This window comes from Halanaerobium sp., from assembly GCF_003070835.1.
Genome location: NZ_QBLR01000241.1, coordinates 1 through 5,329 on the forward strand (window position 1 = coordinate 1; position 5,329 = coordinate 5,329).

The following is a 5,329-nucleotide window of genomic DNA, read 5'->3' on the forward strand; positions in this document are numbered from 1 at the left end:
AGGAGAATAAAAAATGGGAGCAAAGGTTTATTTAACTGGAGCCGGTCCAGGTGATCCGTCTCTTTTAACATTAAAAGCAAAAAGAGCAATTGAAAAGGCCGACGTTATTTTATATGATCGTCTCGCAAATAATCGTTTTTTAGAATATGCCAGCAGTGAAGCTGAAAAAATCTATGTTGGTAAAAAAGCAAAGAATCATCACTATACTCAGTCTGAAATTGAGACTTTAATGATTGAAAAAGTTAAAGTTGGAAAAACTATCTGTCGGCTTAAAGGAGGAGATCCTTTTGTTTATGGTCGTGGGGGTGAAGAGGCCTTAAAATTAAAAGAAGCGGGAATTGATTTTGAAATAATTCCTGGTATTAGTTCTTCACTTGCTGTACCGCTTTATGCAGGGATTCCACTGACACAGAGACATTTAGCATCTTCTTTTGCTGTGATTACTGGACATGAAGCAGCTGACAAAGAAAAAAGCACAATTGATATTGAAAAAATTGCAGCTGCTGTAGATACTCTGGTAGTTTTAATGGGGGTTGGTAAATTAGCTCAGACTGTTGAAAGAGTTTTAACTGCCGGCAAAAGTCCGGGAACTCCTGTGGCATTAGTTCGCTGGGGAAGTCGATCCAAGCAGCAGACTATAACTGGCACCTTAGCCAATATAGTTCAAAAAGTCGAACAGGCAAATTTTAAGCCACCAGCAGTAATTGTAATTGGAAGTGTTGTTAATTTACGAAAAGAGCTGTCTTGGTTTGAAAACAAAAAATTGTTGGGTAAAAATATTTTAGTTACTAGACCTAATAAACAGGCAATTTCTTTTATAGAAATGATTGAAGAAGAGGCTGGCAGCGCTCTTTTTGCTCCAACAATTGAGATTAAAGCAGCGGGAAATATTGGTCCTCTACAGAAAGCAGTTGATAATTTAGAAAACTATAGCCATTTAATTTTTACTTCGGTTAATGGTGTTAAATATTTTATGCAAGAACTGAATCGCCAGCAGCTTGACTTAAGAGCTCTGGCTGGAATGAAAATAATGACAATTGGTTCTAAAACTGCTGCAGAATTAAAAGCAAATGGAATTAGAGCAGATTTTTTACCTGAAGATTATTCAACTTCAGGAATCTTAGATTATTTAAGAAAACTTCAGAGTAAAGGTGAAATTAATTTGAAACAAGCTTCATTTTTATTACCTCGAGCAGATATTGCTCCTAAAATACTTGAAGAAGAACTTATAAATATGGGAGCAAAAGTTAAAAATGTTGAAGCTTACAAAACAGAAGCAGTTGAGATGAAGGTAGAAATTTTGGATATGCTTAAAAATGATGATCTTGACTTATTAACTTTCACCAGCTCTTCAACAGTAGATAATTTTATTATTGGTTTAGAAAAATTGATTAAGAATCAAAATGAATTTTTAGAAAATGATTCAAAAGAAATTGATCAACAAAAATTATGGCAGCAGTTAAAAGAAATCCCAGCTGCTTGTATCGGTCCTGTAACAGCCAATCAAGCTAAAAAATATGGACTGAATGTTAAAATTACAGCAGCAGAATATACTATTGAAGGTTTATTTGATGCAATTTTAAAATATTATTTATAAATGGAGGTTTTTGAAATGGATTTAAATAGAAGACCGAGACGTTTACGCAGATCAAAAAATATTAGGGATTTAGTAAGAGAAACAAATTTGTCTGCAGCAGACTTTGTTAAACCATTATTTGTAGTTAATGGTGAAAATATAAGAGAAGAAATTTCTTCAATGCCTGACAACTATCACTTATCTTTAGACCAGTTGAAAAAGGAAGTTAAAAGGCTTTTAGATCTAGGAATTAAAGCGATTATACTTTTTGGGCTGCCTAAATACAAAGATGCAGAAGGTTCCAGTGCCTGGCAGCAGAATGGAATAGTACAAAAAGCTGTTCGACAGCTTAAAAAAGAATTTCCAGAACTTTTAATAATTACTGATCTTTGTTTATGTCAGTATACTGATCACGGCCACTGCGGAATCTTAGAAAACGATAAAATTAAAAATGATGCAACTTTAGATAGATTAGCTAAAATTGCACTTTCACATGCAGAAGCCGGTGCAGATATGATAGCTCCCTCAGATATGATGGACGGGAGAGTAGCAAAAATAAGACAGACATTAGATGAAAATGAATTTAAAGAAATAGGAATCATGGCCTATTCTGCTAAATATCATTCATCATTTTATGGTCCTTTCCGTGATGCTGCACATTCAGCACCAGGCCAGGGTGACCGCAGCAGTTATCAGATGGATGCTGCTAATTCTGATGAAGCTTTAAGAGAAATAGAATTAGATATAAAAGAAGGTGCAGATATTATAATGGTTAAACCTGCTCTTTCTTATTTAGATATCATTCAAAAAGCCAGTGATAACTTTAATCTACCTCTGGCAGCTTATAATGTAAGTGGAGAATATGCAATGGTTAAAGCTGCGGCGGAAAAAGGATGGATTGATGAAAAGAGTGTTGCTTTAGAAATTTTAACCTCTATTAAAAGGGCTGGTGCAGATATTATTATTACATACTGGGCTGATAGTGCTGTTCAGTGGTTAAATGAATAATTGGAATTTAATAAACAGTAAATGTCTCGGTCTAAAAATATTAGCTAAGGAGAGATTTTGATGAGAGATAAAAGAAAAAAATCAAGACAAGCTTTTAAAAAAGCAAAAAAATTTATTCCAGGTGGAGTCAACAGTCCAGCACGGGCTTTTTCGGCTGTAGAAATGGAACCAATATTTATTGAAAAAGGAGATGGTGCTTATCTTTACGATATTGATGGTAATAAGTACTTAGATTATGTAAATTCCTGGGGCCCGATGATTTTAGGCTATAATCCACCTCAGGTAATAAAAAAATTAAAAAAACAGCTCAAAAAAGGCACAAGTTTTGGAGCTCCAACTGAAATCGAAACAGAAATTGCGCAATTAATAACAGATTTTTATCCGGCAGTTGACAAAGTGAGAATGGTTAATTCTGGTACTGAAGCTACAATGAGTGCGATTAGGCTGGCGCGGGGATATACAGGCAGGAATAAAATAATTAAACTTGAAGGTTGTTATCATGGGCATGGAGATAGTCTTTTAGTTGATGCAGGTTCTGGGGTTGCAACTCTTGGGATTAAAGGTAGCCCTGGAGTAACAGAGAATACAGCTAAAGAGACAATAGTAGCTCCTTATAATGATCAGGAGGCAGTTGAAAAAGTTTTTGCTGAATATGGATCTGAGATTGCAGCTATTATTTTAGAACCCGTAACTGGTAATATGGGAGTTATTGCTCCTGAAACTGGTTATTTAGAATTTTTAAGAGAAATCACCCGCAAAAATGAGACACTTTTAATTTTTGATGAAGTAATGACAGGTTTTCGCCTGGCCCGTGGAGGAGCTCAAGAATTGTATGGGCTTGAGCCTGATTTAAGTACTTTTGGTAAAATAATAGGTGGAGGAATGCCTGTTGGTGCCTATGCTGGCAAAAAAGAAATTATGGATTATGTTGCGCCTATTGGGCCGGTTTATCAGGCAGGAACTTTATCTGGTAATCCGATGGCTATGCAGGCAGGATTAGCTACTTTAAAAGAATTAAAAAATAAAAAGATATATGATCAGCTAGAAGCAAAAGCAGAAAAACTGGAAAAAGGATTTAAAAATAATATTAAAGATCTTAATTTCCCTGCTTATTTTAATCGAGTTGGCTCAATGTTTACCTTATTTTTTACTGAGAAAAAAGTAAAAAATTATCAGGATGTTAAAAACTGCAATTTAGAACTTTTTGCAGCTTATTTTAAAGAAATGATAGAAGCAGGAATTTATTTACCACCTTCTCAGTTTGAAGCAAACTTTATTTCTTCAGCTTTAAGTGAAGAAAATTTAGATAAAACAATTGCAGCTAATTATCAGGCTTTAAAAAAATTAAAGGCTGAATTATAAAAGAAAGAATTAAACAGTTTAAAATTATCTATAAAAAGAATAATAACCACTATTTTTATTGAGAAAAAAGGATATTTAAAAACTATCTTGAAAATAAATTATAGTAGATAAATTAAATAATGATCTCAATTTATAGATGGAGGTGATTAGATATCAATAATAATTATAGTTTAAATGAACTTATTAATGTTGAAGCTTTACAGGGCATACAGGATAAATTTGCTGATGCTACAGGTTTAGCAGCTGTAATTGTCAATAGAGAAGGAATACCTGTTACTAAGCCCAGCAATTTTACATCTTTTTGTAGTACAGTTAGATTATGTAATAAAGGGTTTCAAAAATGTAAATTGTCTGATTCAGAGGGCGGGATAAATGCTAAAGAACGCGGCAAACCCGATCCCTATGTTTGTGAGCATGGTTTAATAGATGTAGCTGCCCCCATTATTTTGGAAAACAGTTTCATAGGTACTATTTTGTGTGGGCAAATAATTTCTGAAGAAGAAGGAAGAGAAAAGACTCTTGAAAGGGTTAAAGAAAGGGTTAAAGATTATGATATCGATTTTGAAATTTTAAAAGAGAAGTTTAATGATGTTGAAGTTTTACCCCGTGAAAGAATAATAGCTGCAGCAGAATTTCTTTCTTTATCAGCAAATTACATAGCTAAAATGGGACTAGCAAATATTTATCAACAGGAATTGATAGAAGAATCTAGGAATAGAAGGCAGTTAGAAGAACATTTAAGAACTAAACAATTAAAAATATTACAGTCACAAGTAAACCCCCATTTTTTATTTAATGTTCTTAATTCAATTGCAAGATTGGCTTTAATAGAAAATGCTCAAGAAACTGAAGATGTTACTTATGCTCTTTCAGATTTGCTTAGATATAGTTTAAGAAATATAGAAGAAATAGTTAGTTTAGAAGAGGAATTAAATTGTGTAAATGATTATATTGTAATCCAAAAAAAACGTTATCGTGATCAATTTAAGTTCAAAATTGATATTGACAAAAAATTATATGATATTAATATTCCTTTATTATCTATTCAGCCTTTAATAGAAAATGCAATTATTCATGGGTTTAAAGAAAAAGACTCTGGGACTATTGAAATTAGCTCAGAAGAAACGGCAAAAAAGATTGTTATTATTGTAGAAGACGATGGTGTTGGAATGAGTCAAAATATTTTAAATAATATTTTGACTTATGAGGAAAAAAATAGAGAAAAAATAACAACTCATATTACTGGAATAGGAATAGATAATGTTCACAAAAGATTAAAGTATTATTTTGGTGATGAATATGGGCTTGAAATTAATAGTCGGTTAGGTAAGGGAACAAAGGTTAAAATGAATTTACCTAAAAATTATAATTAATGATTATTTT

4 protein-coding genes are annotated in these 5,329 nt (G+C 32.7%); all 4 read left to right on the forward strand.

Annotation, left to right across the window (positions count from 1 at the left end):
- Positions 1 to 13 precede the first annotated feature (13 nt).
- Complete coding sequence (gene cobA, locus CI949_RS16340) at positions 14 to 1,597, forward strand: uroporphyrinogen-III C-methyltransferase (protein ID WP_290768236.1); 1,584 nt, start codon at positions 14 to 16, stop codon at positions 1,595 to 1,597.
- A 15-nt stretch (positions 1,598 to 1,612) separates the two neighbouring features.
- On the forward strand, positions 1,613 to 2,584 hold the full coding sequence (gene hemB / locus CI949_RS16345) for a porphobilinogen synthase (protein WP_089716133.1): 972 nt from the start codon (positions 1,613 to 1,615) through the stop codon (positions 2,582 to 2,584).
- Between the two features lie 60 nt (positions 2,585 to 2,644).
- Positions 2,645 to 3,946, forward strand: a complete 1,302-nt coding sequence (gene hemL / locus CI949_RS16350) for a glutamate-1-semialdehyde 2,1-aminomutase (protein ID WP_089716134.1) — start codon at positions 2,645 to 2,647, stop codon at positions 3,944 to 3,946.
- Between the two features lie 182 nt (positions 3,947 to 4,128).
- Positions 4,129 to 5,319 carry a PocR ligand-binding domain-containing protein gene (locus CI949_RS16355; RefSeq protein WP_223174491.1) on the forward strand — a complete coding sequence of 397 codons (1,191 nt, stop codon included), beginning with the start codon at positions 4,129 to 4,131 and terminating at the stop codon, positions 5,317 to 5,319.
- Positions 5,320 to 5,329 lie beyond the last annotated feature (10 nt).